Origin of the sequence: Dyella sp. GSA-30, from assembly GCF_027924605.1 — a bacterium.
Taxonomy (GTDB): domain Bacteria; phylum Pseudomonadota; class Gammaproteobacteria; order Xanthomonadales; family Rhodanobacteraceae; genus GSA-30.
Map to the genome: position 1 here is coordinate 1,205,638 of NZ_AP027042.1, position 24,289 is coordinate 1,229,926.

At 61.4% G+C, this 24,289-nt stretch carries 22 protein-coding genes and 1 tRNA gene; 19 read left to right on the forward strand and 4 right to left on the reverse strand.

The window, feature by feature from the left end; all coding sequences use genetic code 11:
• The first annotated feature begins 33 nt into the window (after positions 1-33).
• From QMG46_RS05330 to QMG46_RS05345, 4 genes are all read left to right on the forward strand, one after another.
• Positions 34-1,368, forward strand: coding sequence for an alkaline phosphatase family protein (locus tag QMG46_RS05330; protein WP_281851449.1), 1,335 nt, complete (start codon positions 34-36; stop codon positions 1,366-1,368).
• A 190-nt stretch (positions 1,369-1,558) separates the two neighbouring features.
• The gene (locus QMG46_RS05335) at positions 1,559-3,883 is read left to right on the forward strand and encodes a TonB-dependent receptor (RefSeq protein ID WP_281851450.1); all 2,325 of its coding nucleotides are present in this window, start codon (positions 1,559-1,561) and stop codon (positions 3,881-3,883) included.
• Between the two features lie 143 nt (positions 3,884-4,026).
• Positions 4,027-5,292: a sterol desaturase family protein gene (locus tag QMG46_RS05340; protein WP_281851451.1), complete on the forward strand. Its 1,266-nt coding sequence runs from the start codon at positions 4,027-4,029 to the stop codon at positions 5,290-5,292.
• A 70-nt stretch (positions 5,293-5,362) separates the two neighbouring features.
• Complete coding sequence (locus QMG46_RS05345) at positions 5,363-6,796, forward strand: amino acid permease (protein ID WP_281851452.1); 1,434 nt, start codon at positions 5,363-5,365, stop codon at positions 6,794-6,796.
• Positions 6,797-6,843: 47 nt separating this feature from the next.
• Here QMG46_RS05345 and QMG46_RS05350 read toward each other — a convergent pair whose 3' ends face one another.
• Together QMG46_RS05350 and QMG46_RS05355 are read right to left on the reverse strand one after the other, a co-directional pair.
• Positions 6,844-6,981 carry a hypothetical protein gene (locus QMG46_RS05350; protein ID WP_281851453.1) on the reverse strand — a complete coding sequence of 46 codons (138 nt, stop codon included), beginning with the start codon at positions 6,979-6,981 and terminating at the stop codon, positions 6,844-6,846.
• Positions 6,966-7,415 carry an outer membrane beta-barrel protein gene (locus tag QMG46_RS05355; protein ID WP_281851454.1) on the reverse strand — a complete coding sequence of 150 codons (450 nt, stop codon included), beginning with the start codon at positions 7,413-7,415 and terminating at the stop codon, positions 6,966-6,968. Before QMG46_RS05355 ends, QMG46_RS05350 begins: the two co-directional genes overlap by 16 nt.
• Before the next feature lie 281 nt (positions 7,416-7,696).
• On the opposite strand from QMG46_RS05355, the gene QMG46_RS05360 reads away from it, so the two are divergent.
• From QMG46_RS05360 to QMG46_RS05395, 8 genes are all read left to right on the forward strand, one after another.
• Positions 7,697-9,568: a M61 family metallopeptidase gene (locus QMG46_RS05360; RefSeq protein ID WP_281852812.1), complete on the forward strand. Its 1,872-nt coding sequence runs from the start codon at positions 7,697-7,699 to the stop codon at positions 9,566-9,568.
• 175 nt (positions 9,569-9,743) lie between these two features.
• Positions 9,744-9,820: transfer RNA gene (locus QMG46_RS05365), tRNA-Arg, on the forward strand.
• Positions 9,821-10,020: 200 nt separating this feature from the next.
• Complete coding sequence (locus QMG46_RS05370) at positions 10,021-10,995, forward strand: TolB family protein (RefSeq protein WP_281851455.1); 975 nt, start codon at positions 10,021-10,023, stop codon at positions 10,993-10,995.
• Positions 10,996-11,140: 145 nt separating this feature from the next.
• Positions 11,141-12,532, forward strand: coding sequence for a hypothetical protein (locus QMG46_RS05375; RefSeq protein WP_281851456.1), 1,392 nt, complete (start codon positions 11,141-11,143; stop codon positions 12,530-12,532).
• Between the two features lie 31 nt (positions 12,533-12,563).
• Positions 12,564-13,367 carry a hypothetical protein gene (locus QMG46_RS05380; protein WP_281851457.1) on the forward strand — a complete coding sequence of 268 codons (804 nt, stop codon included), beginning with the start codon at positions 12,564-12,566 and terminating at the stop codon, positions 13,365-13,367.
• On the forward strand, positions 13,367-14,248 hold the full coding sequence (locus QMG46_RS05385; protein ID WP_281851458.1) for a hypothetical protein: 882 nt from the start codon (positions 13,367-13,369) through the stop codon (positions 14,246-14,248). Before QMG46_RS05380 ends, QMG46_RS05385 begins: the two co-directional genes overlap by 1 nt.
• A gap of 79 nt (positions 14,249-14,327) precedes the next feature.
• Positions 14,328-14,774 carry an SRPBCC family protein gene (locus tag QMG46_RS05390; protein WP_281851459.1) on the forward strand — a complete coding sequence of 149 codons (447 nt, stop codon included), beginning with the start codon at positions 14,328-14,330 and terminating at the stop codon, positions 14,772-14,774.
• Entirely contained in the window at positions 14,761-15,093 is a 333-nt protein-coding gene (locus QMG46_RS05395; RefSeq protein ID WP_281851460.1) for an ArsR/SmtB family transcription factor, read from the forward strand. The genes QMG46_RS05390 and QMG46_RS05395 overlap by 14 nt, the downstream gene beginning before the upstream one ends.
• A 2-nt stretch (positions 15,094-15,095) precedes the next feature.
• Here the strand turns inward: QMG46_RS05395 and QMG46_RS05400 are convergent, their stop codons facing one another.
• On the reverse strand, positions 15,096-16,031 hold the full coding sequence (locus tag QMG46_RS05400; protein WP_281851461.1) for an AraC family transcriptional regulator: 936 nt from the start codon (positions 16,029-16,031) through the stop codon (positions 15,096-15,098).
• Between the two features lie 116 nt (positions 16,032-16,147).
• Here QMG46_RS05400 and QMG46_RS05405 point away from each other — a divergent pair, with 116 nt between their 5' ends.
• The 7 genes from QMG46_RS05405 (at position 16,148) to QMG46_RS05435 (ending at position 23,199) form a co-directional block, all read left to right on the forward strand.
• Positions 16,148-16,684 (forward strand): carboxymuconolactone decarboxylase family protein, encoded by a 537-nt coding sequence (locus QMG46_RS05405; protein WP_281851462.1) that lies wholly within the window; start codon positions 16,148-16,150, stop codon positions 16,682-16,684.
• 111 nt (positions 16,685-16,795) lie between these two features.
• Positions 16,796-17,806 carry a 3-oxoacyl-[acyl-carrier-protein] synthase III C-terminal domain-containing protein gene (locus tag QMG46_RS05410; protein WP_281852813.1) on the forward strand — a complete coding sequence of 337 codons (1,011 nt, stop codon included), beginning with the start codon at positions 16,796-16,798 and terminating at the stop codon, positions 17,804-17,806.
• A gap of 5 nt (positions 17,807-17,811) precedes the next feature.
• Complete coding sequence (locus QMG46_RS05415; protein ID WP_281851464.1) at positions 17,812-18,807, forward strand: NAD-dependent epimerase/dehydratase family protein; 996 nt, start codon at positions 17,812-17,814, stop codon at positions 18,805-18,807.
• A complete protein-coding gene (locus QMG46_RS05420; RefSeq protein WP_281851465.1) occupies positions 18,794-19,621 on the forward strand; it encodes an MBL fold metallo-hydrolase in 828 nt (275 codons plus the stop codon). The genes QMG46_RS05415 and QMG46_RS05420 overlap by 14 nt, the downstream gene beginning before the upstream one ends.
• Positions 19,618-20,937 (forward strand): F390 synthetase-related protein, encoded by a 1,320-nt coding sequence (locus QMG46_RS05425; RefSeq protein WP_281851466.1) that lies wholly within the window; start codon positions 19,618-19,620, stop codon positions 20,935-20,937. Before QMG46_RS05420 ends, QMG46_RS05425 begins: the two co-directional genes overlap by 4 nt.
• A complete protein-coding gene (locus QMG46_RS05430) occupies positions 20,930-22,087 on the forward strand; it encodes an ATP-grasp domain-containing protein (protein ID WP_281851468.1) in 1,158 nt (385 codons plus the stop codon). The genes QMG46_RS05425 and QMG46_RS05430 overlap by 8 nt, the downstream gene beginning before the upstream one ends.
• The gene (locus tag QMG46_RS05435; protein WP_281851469.1) at positions 22,084-23,199 is read left to right on the forward strand and encodes a hypothetical protein; all 1,116 of its coding nucleotides are present in this window, start codon (positions 22,084-22,086) and stop codon (positions 23,197-23,199) included. The genes QMG46_RS05430 and QMG46_RS05435 overlap by 4 nt, the downstream gene beginning before the upstream one ends.
• Here QMG46_RS05435 and QMG46_RS05440 read toward each other — a convergent pair.
• Positions 23,177-24,217 (reverse strand): FUSC family protein, encoded by a 1,041-nt coding sequence (locus QMG46_RS05440; RefSeq protein ID WP_281851470.1) that lies wholly within the window; start codon positions 24,215-24,217, stop codon positions 23,177-23,179. The two genes, QMG46_RS05435 and QMG46_RS05440, sit on opposite strands and share 23 nt — an antisense overlap.
• Positions 24,218-24,289 lie beyond the last annotated feature (72 nt).

Sequence of the window (24,289 nt, forward strand, 5' to 3'; positions counted from 1 at the left end):
AGCATCTACGGTTTCCATCAGGGGATGTTTCGGATGCGCGCATTGTTGCGAGGCAGTTTGCTGGGTCTTTCGTTGATGCTGGGTGCGGTGCCCGCGATAGCCGCACCGGTCCTGCTGATTTCCATCGACGGACTTCGTCCGGATGACATTCTGCAGGCCAAGCAGCGGGGTCTGACCCTGCCGAACCTGACGCGCTTCGTGACGCAGGGCAGTTATGCGAGCGGCGTGACCGGTGTGCTGCCGACCTTGACCTATCCGAGCCACGTTACGCTGCTGACGGGCGTGACGCCGGCCGTCCATGGCGTGGGCGGCAATCTCACTTTCGATCCGCTCAACAAGAATCAGTACGGTTGGGACTGGTACGTCAGCGACATCCGCGTGCCGACGCTGTGGGCCGCTGCACGCGCGCAAGGTTTGAGCACGGCCAATGTGCATTGGCCGGTAAGCGTCGGCGCGCCGGCGGATTGGAATCTTCCGCAGATCTGGCGCACCGGAACGCCTGACGACCGCAAGCTGTTGGCTGCCCTGGCAACACCGGATCTGTTGCCCGGTCTGGAAAAAGACCTTGGGCCTTATCCGCTGGGCATCGACGAATCGCTGGACGGCGATGTACGTCGTACACGCTTCGCGGTAGCGCTGCTGAAGCAACATTCGCCGGCCTTCATGACGGTGTATCTGGCATCGCTGGATCACGAAGAGCATGCCAAGGGGCCCGGTACGGCGGATGCCAATCGCGTTCTGGAACAGCTCGATGTTCAGATCGGCCAGTTGGTCCAGGCCGCGCAACAGGTGCATCCGGACGGCATCGTGGCTGTGGTGTCCGATCATGGTTTTGCATCGGTCGAGCACGACGTCAATCTGTACGCGCCGTTTATCAAGGCCGGTTTGATATCGGTCAAGGACGGCGAGGTAACCGATTGGCAGGCTGCCGTCTGGAACGATGGCGGCAGTGCGGCGATCGTATTGAAGAACCCGGATGATGCCGCGCTGCAAGCACGCGTGAGTGCATTGCTGAAAACGTTGGCAGCCGATCCGGCCTATGGCATCGACAACGTGATGGATCGCGCGAACATCGCCAAGAAGGGCGGAGCAACCGAGGCAAGCTGGTTCGTGATCTTCAAGCCCGGCTTCGAAATGGGCATCAAACCCGACGCACCGCTACCGGCGCCTTCGCACTATCTGGGCATGCATGGTTACGATCCAGCGCGTGTCGATCAACGCGCGACGCTTTTGATCCAGGGCAAGGGCGTTGCCGCGGGTCGCAACCTCGGCTTCGTGGATATGCGCGATATCGCACCGACACTCGCGATGTGGCTTGGCGTCAGCTTGCCGCAAGCTCAAGGCAAGCCTCTGGACATCAAGCAGTAAAGAAGGCAATTCATCGACGGCGTTGTCATTAAAGTCGTGCGGTGCGCGTGCGAGACGACATATCAATGTAAGCGCAATTTCATAAACCTTCCGCATGCTTTCACGATCCATCGCTTGGGGGATGGATCACGACACCTTTGTCCAATAAATGACGCGGCTACGTTCGTAGCCGCGCTGGGGATGCGCACGCATGTCGAACCGCCTGTTGTCTAGCCGCCGCGCCACGTTGGCGCTGGCTCTCATGATCGCATTGCAAGCCAACGCATACGCTGCCGACGAAACAACGCCGGCAACCGATGCCGCGCCGGCTGCGGATGCATCGGTAAAACGCCTGGAAGCGGTTTCTGTTATCGGACAGGGCGAAACGCGTCAGATTCAGCGTATTACGGTCGACGACGTCAAGGCGCTGCCGCCGGGAACGAGCCCGCTCAAGGTGCTCGAATCCAAGCCGGGCGTGCATTTCGAATCGGCCGATCCATTCGGCAACTACGAGTGGTCGACGCGCATCAGCCTGCGTGGTTTCAACCAGAACCGACTGGGCTTTACGCTCGACGGTATCCCGCTGGGCGATATGAGCTACGGCAACCAGAACGGCTTGCATATCAGCCGCGCCTTGATTGCCGAGAACCTCGACGGCGCCGAACTTGCCGAAGGTATCGGCGCACTGGGTACCGCATCGACCAGCGATCTGGGTGGCACCATCCAGTTCTATTCCAGCGATCCGACCCCGCAGTATGGCGTGACGGTCGCGCAGGGTTTCGGTACCGATTCGGCGCGCCGCACGTACGCGCGTCTTGATACCGGCGATCACAACGGCTTCGCCATGTATCTGTCGGCCGCCTATTCGGATGTCGACAAATGGAAGGGCGACGGCGAGCAGAACCAGTCGCAGTTCAATGCCAAGGCGGTCTACAACTTCGGCGACAGCAAGATCGGTGCGCTGGTCACCACGTCGAGCCGCGACGAGAACGACTACCAGGATCTGTCGCTGGCGCTGCAGCGTCGCAATGGCTGGAACTGGGACAACTTTCGTCCGGATTGGAGCCGTGCATTACGCGTGGCCAATCAGTATCAGACGACTGGAATCGTGTCCGATGGCAATGTGCAGACGCCGGACGATGCGTATTACGATGCGCGCGGCCTGCGTGACGACACGATCGCCAGCGTGTTCGGCGACTTCGCGCTGAGCGACACCGTGCGATTGAAGGCGACCGGTTACTATCACAACGATCGTGGCCAGGGACATTGGTTCACGCCCTACGTGGTCTCGTTCCCCGGCACGCCGCAGCAGACGCCGATTTCGATCCGTACCACCGAATACGGCATCGATCGTGCCGGCGTCACCGCCGCGTTGAACTGGGATATCGGCATCCATCATCTGGAAGCCGGGTTCTGGTACGAAGATTCCAATCACAACGTACAGCGCAACTACTACTACATCACCGGCCCGCTCGACGATAACTATTTCCTCAGCGATCCGGATCTCCGTCAGTTCTACCAGCACTACGAAACCGAAACGCGCCAGTTCTATGTGCAGGATAGTTTCCGCCTGCTGGACGATCGCCTGAGCGTCGACGTCGGCTTCAAGTCGCCCGATACCAAGGTGACCGCGCGCGATGTCCCCGGCACGTTGACCTATGGCACGCCCGGCGCCTACGCCAACGGCGAGCTGACCGCGAAGAAGAACTTCCTGCCGCAGGTCGGCGCCAGCTATCGCATCGGCGGCGGTTGGGAAGTCTTCGGTTCGTACGCCAAGAACATCGCGGCCTACCAGGCCGGCATTACCGGTCCGTTGGCAACGACGCAGGCGGCGTTCGACACCTTCGGCAAGCAGCTCAAGCCGGAACAGTCGCGCACCATCGAAGGCGGCTTGCGCCAGGTGACGGATTTCTACGAAGCCTCGCTGGCCGTCTACGACGTCAAGTTCAGCAATCGTCTGCTGGTGATCTCGCAGTGCGCGGGCATCATCGGTTGCGCGTCCGCTTATGCGAACGTGGGCTCGGTGACGAGCCGTGGTGCCGAGCTGGCCGTCAACTTCAAGCTGGCGCAGGACTGGCGCTGGACCAACTCGCTGTCCTACAACCGTGCACGTTACGACGACAATTACATAAATGGCGTCGATGGCCAGGGCCAGCCGGTGGTCGTGCCGACCAAGGGCAAGACCGTGGTCGACAGTCCCAAGCAGTTGCTCGCCTCGGAAGTGATCTGGACGCCGGGCCCGTGGGATATGCGTCTCTCGGCGCACTACACGGGCAAGCGCTATTACACCTACATCAACGATGCAGGCGTCCCCTCGTACTGGATTTTCAACGCGGCCGTGGCGTACGACTTCGGCAAGCTCAGCATGGCCGACGACCTCAAGCTGGCACTGAACGTGACCAACCTGGCCGACAAGCACTACTTCGCCACCGTGGGCTCCAACGGCTTCGTGGTCAGCGACCCGACCGGTACGTTCCAGACGCTGCTGCCCGGTGCACCGCGTGCGGCGATGTTGACGGCGACCATCCGCTTTTGATGTCCGACGGGAAAGGGATTTCCCAACGCTAAAAAGGCGGCCCGGCGTCGACGCCGGGCCCGCCCCTCGGGTTCGCCGAGCGTTTGAAATCGAAAACGCGATCAGCGCTACACTCGGCTCGCCTGGACCGGGGAGGGCGCAGTTTGAACATGCAGGAAATCATCATCACCTGGGCGACGCCGGTGTTCTTTGTGCTGATCGCGCTGGAACTGCTGATCGCCCGGTGGCAAGGCAAGCGGGTTTATCACAGCAGCGACGCGATCAACAGTTTGTCGCTGGGCGTGATCTCGCAGATCGCCGCCGTATTCACCAAGCTGCTGACACTGGGGATCTATGCCTGGTGCGCGCAGCATCAGGCGTTGTTGCATCTGCCGGCCGATAGCGTGTGGGTATGGGTGAGCGGGTTGTTGCTGTATGACTTCTGCTATTACTGGCTGCATCGCTTTGGTCATGAGGTGAATATCCTCTGGGCCGCGCACGTGGTGCATCATCAAAGCGAGGACTACAACCTGAGCACTGCCCTGCGCCAGACCGGCAGTGGTGCCTTGCTCGGCTGGCTGTTCTATCTGCCGATGGCGATCATCGGCTATCCGCTGGAAGTGTTCGTCGTCGTTGCGCTGATCGATCTGCTTTATCAGTTCTGGGTGCATACCGAAGTAGTGCGCCGCCTGGGCTGGTTCGACCGCGTGTTCTGTTCGCCATCGAATCATCGGGCGCATCATGCGGTGAACGACAAGTATCTTGACCGCAACTACGGTGGGGTATTGATCATCTGGGATCGCCTGTTCGGCACGTTTATCGAAGAGGACGACAACGACCCGCCGATCTACGGCACGCGTTCGCCGCTGCGTAGCTGGAATCCGCTCTGGGCGAATGTCGAGGTGTATTGGGCGACCTTGAAGGACGCCTGGCACGCGCGCCGCTGGCGCGACAAGCTGCTCATATGGTTCAAGCCGCCCGGTTGGCGTCCGGCCGATTTGGCCGAGCGCTTTCCGAAAAGCGCGTTCGATATCAGTCGCGAGCGTTTCGCACCGCCGTTGCCGACCCCGCTGGTGATCTACAGCCTGATTCAGTTCGCCCTGCTGCTGGCCATGGGCGTGCATTTTCTCGACCTGGCCAAGCACATGCCTGCGTCGAGCCTGCTGGGTTATGCCGCCTTCCTGCTGCTCAGCCTTTATGCCCTGGGCGCGATGACCGAACTGCGTCGTGGCGGCAGTGGGCTGGAGCTGCTGCGTCTGGCGGCGACCGCCGCGATTCCGTTGGTGACCGGTGGATGGTTCGGCGTGACGCAGCTAGACGCACGCGTATGGTCGGCATTGGTCGCGGTGCCGGCAGCCAGTGCTCTTGTATTCCTTTTACTCATATGGGGCGTGCGCCGACATCGTGTAGGGCGCGCCATTTCGGGCTAAAACGCAATTGCAGCATGGCGCGACCGGAGTGAGCGGTTATGATCGCTCGACTTCGTTCTAGGATGTTGCGATGAGTTTCTTGAGCAAATTGGTCCGCCACAAGCCGGTGGAGATGTTGCAGGCCGAGGCGGGCAAGCGCGGCGACTTCCGTCGCGTGCTCGGCTTGTGGCAGCTCACCGCGATTGGTATCGGCGGCATTATCGGCGTCGGCGTGTTCGTGCTGGCCGGTCAGCAGGCCGCACTCAACGCCGGGCCCGCCGTTGTGCTGTCTTTTCTGATTGCCGGTATTGCCAGCGCGGCGGCCGCGCTTTGTTATGCCGAATTCGCGGGCATGATTCCGGTCACCGGCAGCGCCTACACGTACGGGTATGCGGTGCTTGGCGAATTGGCCGCGTGGCTGATCGGTTGGGACCTGCTGCTGGAATATGCGTTGATTGTCGCGGTGGTGGCGATCGGTTGGGCCGGCTATGTGCAGTCTGCGCTCGGCACCCTGGGCATCCACTTGCCCGTGTGGGCGCAAGGCGCCATGGGTACGGGAGACGGTCACGTTTTCAACGTGATTGCCGCACTGGTAACGCTAGGCGTGTCGGCGTTGCTGATCTTTCGCACCGAATGGGGCGCACGCTTCAATACCCTGGTGGTGATCATCAAAGTGTTGGCGGTGGCATTGGTGATTGGCGTCGGCGTGTTCTACGTCAACCCGGCGAACTGGGTACCCTTTATTCCGGCGCGCGCGATCGGACCCGATGGCATCGGACATTTCGGCTTCCAGGGCGTAGGGACTGCGGCGGCCGTGGTGTTCTTCGCTGTGTTCGGCTACGACACCCTGACCACCGCAGCGGAGGAGTCGAAGAACCCGCAACGCGACCTGCCACGTGCCGTGCTGTTGTCGCTGGGTATCTCGATGACCATGTATCTGGCCGTGTCCATGGTACTGACGGGTATTGCCCACTACTCCAGCCTCAACACGGATGCGCCGGTGGCCGATGCCTTCAAGGGACTGGGCCTGCATTGGGTGGCATTGACCGTATCGGTCTCGGCGGTGTTCGGCCTGATCAGCGTCTTGTTTGCCTTCATGCTGGGCGCGACACGCATCTGGTTTGCGCTGTCACGCGATGGCTTGCTGCCGGCCTGGTTCGCCAAGGTGCATCCCCGTTATGGCACACCGCATCGACCCACAGTGGCATTGGGTGTCTTCACCGCGCTGGTGGCGGGCCTGTTTCCGCTGGGCGAAGTGGCCAAGCTGGTCAACATTGGCGTGCTGTCTGCTTTTATCGTGATCTGCACGTCGATCATCGTGTTGCGCGTGCGCCAGCCGGGCATCCATCGTTCGTTCCGCACGCCGTGGGTACCGCTGGTGCCGATCGTCGGTATCGCCTTCTCGATCTGGCTACTCTCCGAGTTGCCATTGGCCACCTGGGAGTTGTTTGTCGTGTGGACGGCGCTGGGTCTGCTGGTCTACTTCGGTTACGGGATCAAGCACAGCAAGCTCGAAGCTCAGTAAGAAAAAGGGCGCCGAGGGCGCCCTTTTTTATCGCGTTGCCGAATCGCTTAGAAGCGATACTCGTAAGACACCGAGTAGGCAGCGATGTTGGCTGCGCCGCGGCCATCACCCTTGCGGCCTACCTTGACGTGGTAGTTGTCGTAGTTCAGGCCGAGGCTGGCGTTCGAGGTCAGGTTGTAGCCCACGCCCGCGCCACCGTACCAGCCGTTGTTCCAGCTGCGCGACTTGGCGGTGAAGTCGCCGTCGGTGCCGGTAACGATCGAGCGCGTGCGTAGCCGGCGTGACCGGTGACATACCAGTTCGGCACGAAGTCGTACTTGGCGGTGACGCCGACCGTGGCGGTCTGGGTCTTTACGCTGGTGGATGCATCGCCGATATCGAGCTTCGGACGACCCAGGTAGGCATAACCGACTTCCGCGCCGACGATGCCATTCCAGCGCCAGCCGAAGCGGACGTTCTGGAACACGCTGTTCTTGTGCGTGAAGCTGTCGCGCAGATTGGACTGGCCGAGGTTGCCGGCAACAAAGAAGTCGTTGGTTTGGCTGGAGGCGTCGGCCTGAGCGGCGAACGGCAACACAGCGGCGACGGCCAAGGCGGCCGTGATCAAGGTCTTTTTCATGAGAACTCCGTCTCTAGTTTTGATGATTCCCGCTGCACCGCCTAAGAGGCTGCCGCGGCACTGCGTCGGGGATACGCAGCCGAAGGATTATACGATTTCCACCTTCCCACGGCCTTTCGGCCGCATTGGACAAAGCGTCGCGGTGCTGTCGTGACCTCTGGCAGGGGGTGCTGAAGGTCATGGCGGTCTAGCATCGCCCGGTCAGATTGTGTACAGCCGGCGACTCCGGCTTCCGTGTCCATGGGAGACCTCTTTTGAAAGCTTCGCGCCTTGTTTCCGCCATGGTTGTTTCGGCCCTCGGGCTGAGCAGCTTTGCCGCCGTCGCCGACGTGCCCGCACCGCAGAACGTGCCTTACCAGGGCACGCTGAAAATCAATGTCGACGCCACCGATATCGGGCGCCGCATTTTTCGCGTGCACGAGACGATTCCCGCGCAAGCCGGTGCGCTGACGCTGCTGTACCCGCAATGGCTGCCGGGCAACCATTCGCCGACCGGCCCGATCGACAAGTTCGCCGGCCTCAAGGTCACGGCCAATGGCAAGGTGCTGCCGTGGGTGCGCGATCCGCTCAATGTCTACGCGTTCCACGTCGACGTGCCGCAGGGCGCGAGCAGCGTGGAAGTGGATTTCCAGTTCCTCTCGCCGCAGGACCAGCGTCAGGGCCGCGTCGTGATGACCCCGGAAATGCTCAACCTGCAGTGGAATACCGTGTCGGTCTATCCGGCCGGCTACTACAGCAGCCAGATCAAGGCCGAGGCCAGTGTGACTTTCCCGGCGGGCTGGCAGTTCGGCAGCGCGCTTGAAGTGGCTTCGCGCAATGGCGACACGGTGAACTTCAAGGAGATCGACTACGACGACCTGGTCGACTCGCCGATCTACGCCGGCAAGTACTTCAAGCGCGTCGATCTCGATCCGGGTGCGAAGACGCCGGTATTCCTCAACATCGTAGCGGACGATCCGAAGTATCTGGAGATCAAGCCCGAGCAGTTGAAGGTGCACCAGAACCTGGTGCAGCAGATGTACAAGATGTACGGCGCGCATCATTACAACCACTACGACTTCCTGCTCTCGCTCAGCGACAAGATGAGCGGCAACGGTCTGGAACATCACCGCTCCAGCGAGAACGGCGTCGGTCCGAGCTACTTCACCGAGTGGGACAAGAACACGGTCGAGCGCGACCTGCTCTCGCACGAATTCAACCATTCGTGGGACGGCAAGTACCGTCGCGGCGCCGACCTGGCCACGCCGAGCTTCAACGTGCCGATGCAGGACAGCCTGCTGTGGGTGTACGAAGGCCAGACCCAGTTCTGGGGCTATGTGATGGCCGCGCGTTCGGGTTTGTGGAAAGACGACCAGGCGCGCGACATGCTCGCCTATGTCGCCGCCACCTACGAGAAGGGCCGCCCGGGCCTGCAGCAGTGGCGCAACATCCAGGACACCACCAACGACCCGATCATCGCGATGCGTCGCCCGTTGCCTTTCCGCAACTACCAGATGAGCGAAGATTATTATTCCGGCGGCCAGATGATCTGGCTGGAAGTCGACGCCAAGCTGCGTGAGCTGTCGGGCAACAAGAAGTCCATCGACGATTTCGGCAAGTCGTTCTTCGGCGTGAAGAACGGCGAGTGGGACGTCAACACCTACACCTTCGAAGACGTGGTCAAGACGCTCAACGACATCCAGCCGTTCGACTGGGCGCCGTACCTGCGCGAGCGTCTGGACGGCCATGGTCCGATCACCAACGGCATTGCCGCGCACGGTTGGAAGCTGGTCTATAACGACAAGCCCTCGGACATGGTCAAGGGCGTGGAAATGCGCCGTGGCTCGACCGACCTGACCTATTCGCTGGGCGTGTCGATCGGCAAGGGTGGCGACATCAACGACGTGCTGTGGGACGGCCCCGCATTCAAGGCCGGCCTGTCGCCGGGCATGAAGCTGATCGGCGTCAACGGCAAGGAGTTCTCCGGCGACGCGCTGAAGGATGCCATCACCGCATCGGCCAAGGACAAGAGCAAGCCGGTCGAACTGCTGGTCAAGAACTTCGACGAGTTCCAGACCCTGCGCATCGACTACCACGACGGCCTGAAGTACCCGCACCTGGAGCGCGACACCGGTACCAAGGACACCTTGTCCGACCTGCTCAAGGCCCGTTGATCCGAGGCTGGCCTCAACGCAATGACTCTTCTCCCCTGGCTTCGCCGGGGGAGAAGATGCCGGCAGGCAGATGAGGGGGTAGCCCTCAGGCTGGGCCTGACCGCCAAGCTCCGCTATACTCGCTCCCCTGCCATCGGGCCGCCTCGCGACCCATCCATGCATGGCAGCGCATCATGCGCCCGTAGCTCAGCCGGATAGAGTAGTGGCTTCCGAAGCCATTGGTCGGGGGTTCGAATCCCTCCGGGCGCGCCATTTCGCCGACATCGCCGTATCGATGTATGTGCGACCTCGATAAATCCCGCTTGTCATGAACCCGTCCCGAGCCGGCTGCACCTGTATGTGCCCGTTCGTCATGCCTGCGTAGCCGCTCATCACAAAACTGCGGCGAGCCGATCGTGCTCTCCCGATCATGGGGCAGGTCACATCGACCGCCATTCGACGGAGAAACAAGCATGAAGTTGCGCGCAATCGTCTGGGCCTCAGCGTTGGCCCTGGGTTTCATCGGTTCGGTGAATGCCGCGGAGCTGCTCGGCCCGGGCGTGATTTCAACCGGCATGCAGGAAACCACCGCGGCTTTTTCCCCCGATGGCGAGACGCTCTACTTCATGCGTTCCGACCTGGCCGAAACCGACGACACTATTCTTGTTTCGCATCGCCATGGAAGCAGCTGGTTTGTGCCGGAGGTTGCATCGTTCTCGGGGCAGTGGCACGACTCCGAGCCGGCTTTCTCGCCGGACGGCAAGCGTCTGTACTTTGTCTCCAATCGGCCCGTGCACGCCGGCGATGCACCGGTGACCGCCAGCATGCTCGGCCAGACGTTCGCCGGCACCAACCTCTGGTACGTCGAGCAACAGTCGAATGGACGCTGGAGCGAACCCACACATGTGGACGGTGCGCTCAACGAGGGTGCCATGCTCTACAACCCTTCGATCGCGGCGAGCGGCGATATCTATTTCTCCGCGCATCGCCCCGATTCCGGCGATCACTATCAGATCTATGTGGTGCATCCGACGGCTGACGGCTATGCCGCGCCGCAGCGGGTCGATCTGGGCGACGTATCGCATAACCGCATGGATCCCTGCATCGATCCGCAGGGCCGCTTCCTGTTGTTTGCCGGCAATGAAGGCGACTCGCTGGGCAGCGCGGATATCTACATCGCTTTTCGCAACGCTGATGGCAGCTGGAGCAAACCCGAGCATCTGGGTGGCGACGTGAACAGCAAGAGCCTGGAAAACGCACCGACACTTGGCCATGCATTCGGCGAGCTCTATGTGTCCAGCAATCGCCAGGAAGACGTGCGGTTTCCCAAGCCGCGTGACACCGCAGCCTCCCTGCAGAAGAAACTGACCGGTCCGTTCAACGGGTCGCGAAATATCTGGCGCGTGGACATCGCCGATGTGCTGCGTGCGCATGGGATCAAGGATTAGCCGGACGAGCTGGCCGTCGCAGCGGCTGGGCTCACCTTGAAGGCCGTGATGTTTCCCCATCAGAATGCCGCTTGATCCCGCCTGGCGGTTCGGGGCGGCCAGGCTGGAAGCTTGAACAGGGGAAGTGAGCGTGGCCAGGAAATACGTGAAGTCGCACGCCCGCGCGTTCGTACTGCGTGGGAGCCTGATGCTTCTTGGATGGTTCGGCGCAACGGTTGCGATGGGGGCGGATGCGCCCCAGGCAACGCGTGTGGTCATCGAATCGGACTGGGGTGGTCTGAGTCCGGATATGCCGCTTCTGACCCATATCGCTATCGAGCGACGTGGAGACACCTACGAGCTCAGCGGTGGGCAAAGCAAGCATCATCTGGGTAAACCGCAGCCGGAGCAGCCATTTCCTCTTCAGGCGATTCCGGCGGCGGCTATCCAGCGCCTGGTCGCAGCCATGCAGGCTCCACCGCAGTCGCAGATCGACCTGACCGTGTTGCGACCGGCGGTCGATAAGGTTCAAGCGCAGATCGATCAGATGTTCACAGAAATAGATCTACCCGATCCGCCGCCCATGTTTCACGAAAAAATGGCCGCCTGGCGAGAGACGCTGCGCAGCCCCGACACGCTATCCAAGGCATTGACCAAGGGTTTCGGTGCGAGATACAGCGATGATTATCCGTTTATCAAGGTCGACGTCACGTTGTCGGACGGCTCGATGTTGTCCGCGCGTTCGGGCTCCCAGCAATATCTGATGCTTCCCTGGAAGCGGGCCGGTTCCGGGCCCACCTATTCCGCCGAGCTGTCTGGTGCGATAGATGCGCTGCTCCCCGCGGAGGCGACCAACAAGGAACGCCTTGAAGGGCCCATAAGTCCAGATAGCCTCGACGTGCTCCTCGATTTCGGGCTGGAATCGGACGCGTCCCGTTTACTCGCCGAAGCCGGTGCGCCCGATGCACTAAGGCTGCTGGAGTCGCGCTTCGAGGTGAAGGATGTCGAGGTCGTCAACTGGCATGGGCGCCATATCGCCGCCACGTTAAAACTGCCCGGTGGGCCGGCGAACCTGACGTTGGCAACGCGGCTGCTGCTGTCGCAAACGGCACTGGCCGACAGTCATGAAGTCGATCGGATTCAACAACAGTTGACGCTGGCGCAGACGTCTCCCGGGATGGCGGCACAGATGCAGGCCAAACCGAACACCGATTTTCTTATTCAGGACAACTTCGGCTGGGCCTGGTTGAACAAGAAGACGGTTGATCAGTTTGTCCAGCAGATGCGCGCCATGAGGAAACTGCCGGAACTGAAAACCGATCCATCCCTGATGCAGGGCGCCGTGATGATCACGGAAGGACAGTCGCCAGTTTATTGGATCGTGCTTTCCGACGGTCGCGCAGTGCGTTGGAAGGAATACGCATCCAGTAAAGATATAAAAAAGAGCGAACGTTGCGAGGGCATTCTCCACGACGATGACGACCCGCCCAGTCTCCCTATAACGGATAGATGTCTTGGCGATGTGTACGAAATCGACACCGGCATAAAATCTCATTAAAGGCCGTGGTGGCTTTTGAAAGGGGGAGACGATGCGTTCCAGTCATAGCCGACGTTGGTGGCCCATGGCTTTGGCGATCCTGTCGGGGTCGCTGTTGCTCGGTTTCGGGCTGTATCGCTACACCAGGCCTACACCCGTCGTACCAACACCTCCGACGCTGGCGCCGGGAAGCCACCAGGTCAGTGAGGCAACGATCAGGGGCGATCTGTTGCGTGTTGTGATGTTGGAGCGGTGCAACGCCAATGACCTCGATTTCCTGGATGGCAGCATGGACGACCGGCTTGGTCTGGGTCAGACCCGGTGGCCCTCCAATGGTGCGCGACAGGACGTCATAGGGGTCATGCCCATGATCTACGACATGAAGTTGCAGAACATTCGCTTGGCCTTGCAAAAGGAACGAAGCCTTGTGGCAGCGTTACCTGGCGATCAGACGCAAAATGCGTTGAAGCTGTATATCGCTGCCCAGCAAACGTTGGCCAACTTGTATCAGCAGGAGTTCGTGGCCAGGCAACCCATGCTGCAAACCGCAGCGAAGCTGCTCGGTTTGATGGCCGATGCGAGATTGCATCATGTCGAGCCCGCGACCCAACCCGGTTGGATAGATGCGGTAGCCACCTTGGGCTCCCAAAAGAAGTTCTATCAAGCACAGGCATCGCCGTTGCTCGAAGACATCAATCATCAGTGGGGCGACCTCAGTCGCCTGGCAGGCGTCGATGCCTTCGTTACCGAGCCGAGTACCGAACATTGCCCGCCAAGGCCCAATGTCGTCGGTTCCAGCGAATTCATGGTGGCCATCTATTATCGTTGGAAGACATTTCCGGACCTGGAGCGGTAATGAACATCTTCAAGCTGCGTCAAGGCGAACATCACAGCGTCACGCTGACGGCGAGCAATTTCCACACCGAAACCGGCAAGAAGGCGCCGTGGTTTCAGCGTCGTGGCGACAAGATGATGCACTACGCGGTGTGCCCGGAGTGCGATAACCCGATGAACATCGTCAATCTCGATGTCGATCGCAAAGTCGATCTGGGCGAACGGCCGTTGCCGCTCTATGCCAAGCATGCGATCAGTTCGGTCGAGGGCATTGGCGAATATGATCGGGAAGCCTACGAGGATTGCAGTCTGCGCGATCCCTCGTCGTTCAACGGCAAGTCGAGCAAGCGCAAGCCGGGCAAGGTGGCCAACGGTATCGTCCAGGCGCTGATCGATCGCGCCGATGCCGTGCATTTCTTCATCGAGCGCTTCCTTGGACTGGATATCACCGACGCGCTGTTCGAATCCCTGCTGCGGGAATTTCATAAGCAGGATGGACAACTCTATCGTGCGGCCAGCACGTCGAATCTGCCCTACGCCTTGCTTTATATGGGAGGCAACCAGAGTACCTATGGCTGTCGGGCGAAGCAGGGTTCCCCGTTCTACGAGGCGTTGGCGCACAGCAGTTACTTCAAGATCAAGGACGATCGCAGCTTCGGCTACAAGCAGGCGAAACAGAAACCCAATCCACGCCTGCGTTTCTTTGTTACCGACCATGTGATTCGTAAGGTGCAAAGCGAGCAGGGCATGGAACAGACCATGACGCTGGTGGTGGAAGAGGAGCTTGGTGATACGCGAACGCAGCTGCTGCTCAAGCCGATCGAACTGGAGATCGATTTTTTCCGGAAGGTCGCCGACAAGCGGTTACGGCTGCGCGAACTGGCCAAGGCTGCGCTCGCTTAGCTCTGCTGAAAATGCAACCTGAAGGTTGCAAATGACGTTGCCCTGCGGTAGCTTAATGAGCAGCCAGGAGGTTGCTTATATGAACGATCGCATCGAAAAGCAGATTGATCTGAAAGCGCCCATCGAACGGGTCTGGCATGCGCTGACCGACCACGAAGCCTTTGGCGAATGGTTCCGGGTCAAGCTGGACGGCCCCTTCGTCAAGGGCGAGGTATCCAGCGGTCATATCACCTGGCCGGGTTACGAGCATCTACGTTGGGAAGCAAAGGTCGAGCGGATGGATGCGCCACGCATGTTCGCTTTCACCTGGCACCCCGCCGCGATCGATCCCTCGGTCGACTATTCGAAAGAAACGCCCACGCTGGTCGAGTTTCGCCTTGAGCCGATCGCGGGCGGTACGCGGCTGACCGTCGTCGAGTCAGGTTTCAATGGGCTACCCAAGCACCGCCTGGGCGATGCGATGCGTATGAACGATGAAGGCTGGACGGTACAAATGGAGAACATCCGTCACTATGTCGAGTCGTAGAGCGCGCCGTTACGACGCCGCCCCGATCTTTGCGGCGCTCGGCGACCGCACGCGGCTGGCTTTGGTCACCAAGCTGAGCGACGGGCAATCGCGCTCGATCGCCCAGCTTTGTGCCGATGCGGAGATCACCAGACAGGCCGTCACCAAGCACCTGCATGTCCTCGAAGATGCAGGGCTGGTGCGCAGCACGCGTGCGGGGCGCGAGAGCCAGTTCGAGCTGCGACCGGAATCGATCGTGCAGATGCGCGAGTATCTCGACGAGGTTTCGCGGCAGTGGGACGACGCGCTGGCGCGCCTGCGTGCGTTTGTGGAGCGGTAACGTTACGGTGCCCGGCGTCGCCAGCGTGCCGGCGTCATTCCCATCCGCTGCTTGAATACGCGTTGGAACGCAGCCTCGGATTGGTAACCCACCGACTCGGCAACGGCGCCTGTCGACGCGGATGTCTTTTCCAGCATGTTGGCCGCAAGGCTCATGCGGATATCGGTCAGCAGGTCGCTCGGCGATCGGCCCAGCGTTTCCTGAAACTGCCGCGCCAGCGTGGCGCGCGACATATGGCATTGGCGCGCGAGTTCGGGCAGCGTCCAGGGATGGGCCGGCTGATGGAACAAGGCCATCAAGGCCGGTTGCAGACGGGGCTGGGCGGCGAGCGCCAGCCATCCGGTCGGAGCCGATGCCGACTCGCTGGCGGTGCGCAAGGTCAATGCAAACAGGGCCGTCGACAGCGCGCCGAGCATGGCGCGTCCTCCCAGTCGATCGGCGGACGATTCGTCGCGCATCAGCGACAACAGGTCGAGCAACGGCGCGCGGGTTGCCGAATCCGCCGCGCTATTGCGCTGGACTCCGGTGCGCACGATCAATCGCGAAGACAGATAATCGCGCAGGAGGCGATCATGCGGAGCGGCCAGAACGAAGCGCCCGCATAGCAGTTCCAGCCGATCGCCGCCGCCATCGTTCTCGCTGACAACGAGATTGAGCTGCTCGCTTTTGCGAGCGGCCTGGGCGGGCAGGCCACTGCCGTCGTGCAAGACATGCGCGCCACCGTCGGGAATCAACAGAATGTCTCCCGCCTCCAGCGCCTGTGGAGGCCCACCGGCCGGGTCATCGAGCAAGGCCGAGCCAGCGAGCACCACGTGATAGGGAATCTCGCCGGCGCCGGCCGGTGCCTCGTCGATACGCCAGGGCGCGCCATAGCTGCAGCGGATATCGAGCTGCCCACGCACGGGAGTCATGTCGAGCAGGCGGCTTAGCCAGTCCATGATTCAGTCATTGAGACGATTGAGCATATAAGTAAGCTAATTCAACATTAACAAGCTCGATGAGCCTCCGTAAAGTGGCATCACGTTGTTACCCCACCTACGAAGGAGTGCTCCCCATGTCACGTATCGCTACCCCTGCCATCGAGTCCGCTACCGGCGCCACCGCCGAAGTCTACGCCCAGATCAAGAAGGCGGTCGGCAAGGTGTCCAACGCCTATGCCGCTGTTGGCGCGCTCGAACCGGATGCCTTGAAAGTCATGTTGCAAGCCGACGCCGTGCTCGCGGCAAGCAGCCTCAGCAAGCAGGATCGTGAGACCGTGAAACTCGTCGTCAGCAGCATCGCCGGCTGCGACTATTGCGTGGCTGCGCATAGCCTGATCGGCAAGCTGGCCGGGCTGCAGCCCGAGGCATTGAAGCAGATCCGCCATGGCGACCTGACCGACGACGCCAAGCGCGATGCCCTGATCGGCTTTGTCAGGACTCTGGTGCAAGGGCACGGCACCGTATCGGACGAAGCGTTTGCCGCCATCAAGGCGGCCGGCTACACCGATACGCAACTGGTCGATATCGGTCTGGCCATAGCGGTCATTACGTTCACCAATGTCTTCAACCGCATCAACGACACCACGGTGGACTTCCCAGCAGTGGACTGAACGAGCTAGCGCCGCGGCTGGCCGGTTGGGCCAGCCGCGCAACCCGAACCGGCTCTATGCGACGATGCGCGTTTGGCAGACACCGCAGCCGGTTCGAGGGTTTTCGTCTACATGGCCGTGCATCGATCGCTTCCTGTGCGCATTCTCGGCACGGGCGAGCAGCTCCCTTCAAACAAGGTCGAATCGTCCGCGCTGGATGCGCGCTGGAACAAGCCAGCAGGTTGGACATTCCGTCATTCCGGTGTCGAAAGCCGCTACTACGCGGGTAAGGACGAGACCACCTCGTCGATGGCCGCCGGTGCCGCGCGCGCTGCCTTGGCCGTAGCGGAGTTGCGTGCGGACCAGCTCGACTGCATCGTGTCGGCCTGCAGCGTGATGGAGCAGGCCATACCCTGTTCGGCGGTATTGATCCAGCGTGAACTAGGTCTGGGCGGCAGTGGCATCCCGGCATTCGACATCAATGCGACCTGCCTGAGCTTTCTTGCTGCGCTCGATACGCTGAGCGCAGCGATGGCGGTCGGTCGTTATCGGCGAGTGTTGATCGTCTCCAGCGAAATCGCCTCCGCCGGCTTGAACGAGAACGATCCGGTCACCGCGATGCTGTTCGGCGATGGCGCGGCGGCGGTGGTGCTGGAGTGCAGCGACACGGAGGGCGACGGACAGATACTCGGTACGCATTTTGAAACCTACGCCGATGGTGCCGATCTATGCCAGGTGCGTTCGGGTGGCACGCGCATTCGTCCCCGCGAAACGCTGGACGCGTTCCTGCAAGGCGCCTTTTTCGAGATGAACGGGCCGGCGACGTACCGCATGGCGGCCAAGCTTCTGCCACGGTTTCTCGATCGTCTGTTCGAACGTGCGCAAGTGCGTCTGGATCAACTGGCCTGCATCGTGCCGCACCAGGCCAGCGTCAAGGGGCTGGCTCATCTGGAAGCCGCCTTGAACCTGCCCGATGAGATGCTTGTGCGTGTACTTGCGACGCGCGGCAACCAAATGGCCGCGTCGATTCCCGTCGCGCTGCATCAGGCGATCAGCAGCCAGCGCATCCGACGTGGCGACATGATCGCGCTGGTGGGTTCCGGCGCCGGGCTGTCGTTCGGCGGCACCGTGCTGAGGTATTGATGGGTATGGCACGCGTCGTCGTTACCGGTGCTTCCGGCTTTATAGGCAGCCACATCGCACGCCGTCTGCATGCCATGGGACATGATGTGCTGGCTACGGGGCGCGACGCCGGTCGACTGCAGCCGCTCGCGGCATCAGGCATCGCGACGCGCAGCTTCGACCTCATCCATGATGACCTCTCGGCCCTGCTTGCCAGTCGCGATATGGTCGTGCACGCCGCTGCCCTGTCCTCGCCTTGGGGCAGTCGCGACGCATTTATCGCGGCAAATGTCGATGCAACGCAGCGCCTGCTCGATGCCGCGCAGCAGAACAGTGTGCAGCGTTTCGTGCACCTGTCTTCACCGAGCATCTATTTTCAGTTGCGCGATCAGTACGACACGCCGGAGGCGTTCCGGCCACCGCGACACTGGATCAACGCCTATGCGGAAACCAAGTGGCTGGCGGAGGAACGCGTTCGCGTCGCCGCCGGCCAAGGCCTGCCGTCGATCGTGCTGCGGCCCAGGGCCGTGTTCGGCGAAGGCGATCGTGCGATCTTTCCGCGCCTGCTGACGCTCGCGCAGCGTGGCTGGTTTCCGCAGATAGGCCATGGCGAGGCGATGATCGACGTCACCTATGTCGCCAACGTTGTCGCGGCGGTAGAGGCAGCGATGCTGCCGGATGCACCTGGCGATGGGCGCGCCTTCAATATCACCAACGGCGAGCCGATGCCGGTGAATGCGCTGTTGGCGCAGCTCTTTCGCGCGGTCGACCTGCGCGTGCGCATGATTCCGTTGCCACGTGGATTGGCCGTGGCCTTGGGCTATCTGTCCGAACGGTGGGCGCTTGCCCGGCCCGGACAGCCCGAGCCGCGCCTGAGTCGTTATGGTGTCGGGGTATTGGGTTATTCCCAGACCCTGGATATCTCCGCGGCCCGCAAACAACTGGGCTATCGGCCGATGGTGAGCGTGGCCGAAGGGGTCGAACGGTTTGCATCCTGGTGGAAAGATCATGCCGGCGATTGAATGGCGCATCTACGAAGCGGGCTATTGCATGCATCCGGAGTGCGCGACGCGCCGGGGCGCGCCATTCAAACCCGCGCGTTATCCGGCCCTGGCGTTTCTGCTACGCCATCCGCAGCAAGGCTGGATACTGTTCGACACCGGCTATGCGCAACATTTCATCGATGCGACGCGGCACCTGCCCGAGCGGCTTTATCGCGCGGTGACACCGGTGCATCTGGAGCCGCAGCAGATGTTGAGCGAACAGCTACGACGCGATGGCATCGAGCCGAAAGACATCGGCATCGTTGTCCTCTCTCACTTTCATGGCGATCATATCGCCGGTGTGTGCGACTTTCCGCAGGCGCGGCTGGTCTGCGCACGTGAGGCCTGGAATGACTTGCAGGCGCGCGGGCGAATCGATGCCTTGAGGCACGGCTTGTTGCCAAAGCTGCTGCCGGATGATTTCAACGAACGCGTCGAATGGATCGAAGACAAACCGGCGCTGGAACTTCCTGCTGCGTTCATGGCATTCGGCAAGGGCCACGACCTGTTGGGCGACGGCAGTCTGGTCGCTATCGCCCTGCCGGGTCACGCGCCGGGGCATTACGGCGTGGTGTTCGAGGCGGCCGAAGGTCGACGCGTCTTCCTGGTGGCCGACGCAGCCTGGTCATCACAGGCCATCCGCAACGACGTACCGCCTCCCGCACTCGTCACCGGTCTGCTCGGCGACACCCATGCCTATCGTCAAACCCTCTCGCGCCTGCACGCATTGGCAAAGGCCGAGCCCGAGCTGCGCATGCTGCCGTCGCACTGCGACGAATGGCAGCTGGCATGAGCCGTTTATCCGATGGCCTGATCCTGGTGGGTCACTATCTAGCCGCGCGCCGTCGGGCGGCACTACGCGACAGCACATCTCTGCAGAAGCATCAGCAACGCAGATGGCAGAAGCTGCGCGCTCATGTGCTCGCAAAGTCACCGTTCTACGCGGCGCTGCATCCTGCGAATCACCAGGACTGTCCCGTTATGGACAAACAGTCGTGGATGGATGCTTTCGATCGCATCAATACTGTCGGCCTGCCGCTGAGCGAGGCCTTTGCGCTGGCCGAACGCGCGGAAGCCACGCGCGACTTCAGCCCCATGTGGCACGGTGTGTCGATCGGACTCTCCACCGGCACCTCCGGTGCACGTGGCGTGTTCCTGGCGTCGCCTGCCGAGCGTCTGCAGTGGGCGGGGACCTTACTGGCAAAAATGCTCCCGCAGGGTTTGTTGACCCAGGCGCGGATCGCCCTGCTGTTGCGCGCCGGCAGCAATCTCTATGACACCTTGTCAGGCGGCTTGCGGTTGAAGTTTCAGTACTTCGATCTGACGCGTCCGTTCAACGACGTGCTCGCCGAGCTGGATCGTTATCGACCCACCATCCTCGTTGGCCCGCCAAGCGTGCTCGCCCTTGCGGCCGATGCGACGCTTGCCGGTCGCATCCAACTCAAGCCATCGCGTGTGATTGCTGTCGCGGAAGTGCTGGACGACATCGATGCGGCGCGCATTCGGCAGGCCTTCGATGTACCGATCGAGCAGATCTATCAGGCAACCGAAGGCTTCCTTGCGCACACCTGCTCACATGGAACCTTGCATCTCAACGAAGATGTGCTGATTGTCGAGAAGGCGTGGATCGATCGGGAAACGCGCCGGTTTGTGCCGGTTGTCACGGATCTGTATCGACAGACTCAGCCGGTCATACGCTACCGGCTCAACGATGTCCTGGTCGAGCGCGCCAGCCCTTGCCCTTGTGGCTCGTGCTTCACCGCGATCGAACGCATCGAAGGGCGCGAAGACGATATGGTCTGGCTGCGCAGTCGGACGGGTGCGGAGCAGGTTCCGGTGTTCGCGGATGTACTGTCGCGTGCCTTGTTGAATGCGGGCGCAGCGGTGGGGGATTACCGTATCGAGCAACGCACACCGGATGTACTGCATGTCGGCGTATCGCCTGCACCCACGGCTGAGGATGCCGAGCGGATCCGCATGGCACTCGGTGCAAGTATCGATCGCCTCGGGGCGAGTGTGCCGACGATCATCGTGGACGGGACGATCGAATGCGGTGACGAACGCAAATGCCGCCGGGTCCGACGATTATGCGAGATCGTCCATGCCTAAGGTTCTGATTCTTGGTGGACGTGCCCCTGTCGCGCTCGATCTTGCGCGACGCTTTGCCCGGCGGGGCTGGTCGGTGATCGCAGGTGACAGCATGTCCTGCCGTCTCACGGCCTGGTCGCATTCGGTCGGCGTATCGGTGCGACTGCCGTCACCGCGCTTCTCGCCTCAGGCTTTCGTCGACGCATTACGGCGCATCATCGATACGCATGGCATCGATATGATCGTGCCGACGTGTGAAGAAGTGTTCTATCTCTCGCGCTATCGCGACTTGCTACCCGCCAGTGTGCGAGTGGCTGTAGCCGATTTCGCCACGCTGGATCGCCTGCATAGCAAATGGACCTTCCTTGAGCTGGCTCGCGAGTGCGGCGCGGACGCACCGGCGAGTGCACGAGTCGAGTCGCTCGAACAGGCCAGGGCATGGGCGGGCAATGATGCGGTCGTCATCAAGCCGGAGTATTCACGCTTCGGTACGCATGTGCGTTTGTATCCACAGGGTATTCCCGCTGATGCGCAGCCGCTGGAATTATCGGCGGCATGGGTGGTGCAACGCTTCTGTCGAGGACGCGAACTGTGTTCCTACAGTGTGATCGACCGCGGCAAGGTGCTGGCGCATGTGGCCTATCGACCGGCCTATCGCCTGGCGGGCAGTGCAAGTTTCTGGTTCGAAGCCTGCGATGTACCTGCGATACGGCACTTCGTCGATACGCTCGCCGCCAGACTCGATTACACCGGGCAGATCGCCTTCGACTGGATTCAGTCGGAAGGTGGTCGTGTATCGGTACTTGAATGCAATCCTCGCGCGGTCAGTGGCGTACACCTTTTCAAGGACGATGACAATTTGCCCGGTGCACTGGCCGGCACGGTGACCTCATGTCTGAGCCCCAGTGCCGGTGCAACCAGCATGCTCGGCTCCGTGATGCTGTCGGCCGGCGGCGCACAGGCATTGAAGCATGGGCAGGTCGCTCGCTGGTGGCGTGATTATCGTCGTGCGCGTGATGTGATCGCGCCCCCCGGCGATGTCGCGCCCTGGTTCGGCGGGTTGATCGATATGGGTGCCTTCGCATGCGTGGCCTTGCGTGAACGCTGCAGCCTGAGACAGGCGTCGACGCGCGATATCGAATGGGATGGCCAGCCGATGATCGCGTTATGAGCCGCCTGCCGGCGATGGCATTGGACGCATTCAATGCCAAGGCATGGGATTACCTGCGATTGCACCAGGGCAAATCCACGCGTTCGATGATCGCTAATGTGCAATGCCAGGTCGATGCAGTACAGGCCGGTGGCGCAGTGTTTCCGGTGACCGTCAATGACGACGAGCCGGACAATGCATGGGTCTGCTCGCCGTTGACGACCTATGGTCACTACGCCGTGGAAGAGGTCGATCGGTTAGGGCGCCCGTTTTTGACTGCGCCGCTGCGCGCTCTGGCCGGACGCGCAGCTAACTGGCTGCGCGGCGCTGATATCGATCGCGCGGTGGCCGTGAACAATTGGCTGGTGTCGACCAATGCCTATCCGCGTCTGCACGATATCGATCTGAATGGCGTCGTTGCGCAGGTTCGCGAGCGTTGGCCGGCGCATGCGATATGGTTTCGCTCGCTCAATACGGCCCATCACGCCGATTGGCTGCGCGCATTGTCGGACATGGGTTTTGTGCTGGTGCCAAGTCGACAGGTCTATCTGTTCGACGATATCGAACGGCTGTCGCGCGAGCGAACCGATCTCAAACGCGACCTGGCGATGCTGTCGCGTCAGGAGGCTGCCGGTCATCTGTCCCATCATTTTGACGATGCGGACCTGGAGCGCGTTGCCGAGCTCTACACGGAGCTCTATATCGGCAAGTACTCGGCCTTGAATCCGAGCTACGGTGCTGCGTTGATCGCCGCCTGGCACAGGGCGAACCTGCTGGAGCTCCACGGCATCCGCGACGCGCAGGGAGTGCTGCAGGGTGCGGTCGGCATGTTGCGCTTCGGCGACCTGTTGACCTCACCGATCGTTGGCTACAACACCGCCTTACCCGCGAGGCAAGGTTTGTACCGCATGCTCGCCGCGCTGGTGCTGCGCCAGGCTGGTCGCGACGGCTGTATGGTCAATCTCAGCGCCGGTGTGGCGCATTTCAAGCGTCAACGCGGCGGCGAGCCTGCCATCGAATACAGCGCGGTGCTGGTCAGCCACATGCCTGTCAAGACACAGCGTGCGATACGCGTACTCGGCGGGATAACCCGCCATATCGGTGTGCCGATCATGCGGCACTACCGGCTATAGCGTCGCGTGGCCAAACAAGCTGCATCGCGATAAAGGCAACCAGGCATCCCAACAAGTTGTTACCCAGCCGCGTCATCGCATAGCCGACCTCACTGGCAGGCAGCGCAAAATCGGTAATCAGCACGAACGACGGCGTGAGAAAGACCACGAACAGCGCATAGTTGATCCGGCGCACCGCGATCGCCAGCCCGACCAGTGGAAAAACGGCCAGCACCAGTCCGGTCGGTGAATGGATGAGCAAGCCGATGGCGCTGGCGATCATTGCGCCCAGGGCTGTACCCAGCGCACGCTCGGCCATGCGCGGCAAGCTGGCGTTGCGGCTCGGTTGCAGGATCAACAAGGTGGCCATGGTCGCCCAATAGCCGAACGGCAGTTGCAGACAGCGCACGGCCACAAACGCCGCCGTCGTCGCCAGTGCAAGCCGCAAGGCGTGTCGTGTCGCTATGTGGCGTTCTGCCATCTTCGGATGCGACACCGATATGCGCGTAGTCGCCGGCCAGATCCAGGCACTGACCGCAATCAGGACACTGAGCGCACAACCGAGCAGATAGGTGAGCAGCAAGTGCATAACATGCTGCGCGTCGTGATAAGGCAGATCGATCATGACGACGCAGGCAGTCGCGCTCAAGATGGCGACTTGATAAGTGGCCGCCGAGCGCATGCTGGCCAGCCCGGCGAGCAGGCATGCGCCGAACAGTGCCAGCGCGGTGGGCACTGGACCATTACCTGCGACATACGCCATCAAACCACCGCAGATGGCCGACACCATGGCAAAGGCCAGCATGGATGCGAGACGTCGACGACGTGTGCCTGCGGGGTCGACCAGACAGGTCCAGAATGCACCGATGGCTGCCCAGGCAAAGAGCGGATCGTGTCGTTCATGGCCCAACCACAACAGCACGCTGACCGCGAACGCGGCGCGCCAGCCGGCACCGTGATCGAAGGTCAGCGAGGGTATCCATCGCCGCCATAGATTTGCGGGCAGCACAAAGATATCGCGTGCGATTGAGCGCGACATGATGACCAGGACTCCGGGGATGTATCCGAGCCCGTAGTCTAGAAAGCGCCAGCCTGGGCGGGAAATATGATT